This window comes from Anoxybacillus thermarum, assembly GCF_000836725.1.
GTDB classification, from domain to species: domain Bacteria; phylum Bacillota; class Bacilli; order Bacillales; family Anoxybacillaceae; genus Anoxybacillus; species Anoxybacillus thermarum.
In genome coordinates this window covers 1-730 of record NZ_JXTH01000143.1, presented here as the reverse complement: position 1 = coordinate 730, position 730 = coordinate 1, and the positions used below count along the sequence as shown (strand labels likewise).

Annotated in this window: 1 pseudogene; it reads left to right on the top strand. The window is 43.6% G+C overall.

The features are described from left to right. A pseudogene (locus tag LH47_RS15795) lies at positions 1-730 on the top strand (IS630-like element ISBs2 family transposase); the annotation flags it as partial.

Sequence of the window (730 nt, the reverse complement as noted above, 5' to 3'; positions counted from 1 at the left end):
GAAATACTCACCTGGCGCCCCACGTCGATTGACCCCTGAGCAGGAAAAAGAGCTGGCTTTGATCATTGAACATCAGCTCCCCGTAGATGTGGGATTCGAAGCAAAATATAATTGGACGCTTGCGATAATCGCTGAACTCATTCAACAAAAGTGGGGGCCAACATACACGCTTCGCGGAACAAGTGACATTCTGCATCGGTTAGGGCTAAGCTATACGAAACCGACCTATACACTAGCCAATGCCGATGAAGAGAAACAAAAAGAATTCGTCGAAATCACCTTCCCTGAAGTAAAAAAAACTGGTAGATGGGAACATCGCCCATGTCCTCTTTCAAGATGAGTCGATGATTCGTGATTACCAAGCGATTCAAAAAACATGGTTTGTCAAAGGAAAACAACGAATCATTCCGACGTTTGGAAAACATCAAGGGCTGAAGCTGATTGGCACGTTGAACTACGAAACAGGGGAAGTGTTTTGCATCGAAGAAGAACGCTATGACGCGGAAACATTTCTTCGATTTCTTCAACTTGTGTTAGAACGCTATCCCACAGGCAAAATAGTGATGATTTTAGATAACGCTCGAATTCACCATGCCAAACTCATTCAGCCATTTTTAAAAGAACACGAAGATCGGTTAGAGCTCGTCTTTTTGCCACCATACAGTCCGCAATTGAACTTGATTGAAGGGCTATGGAAATGGCTGAAATCAGACGTGATTTACAACGTGTT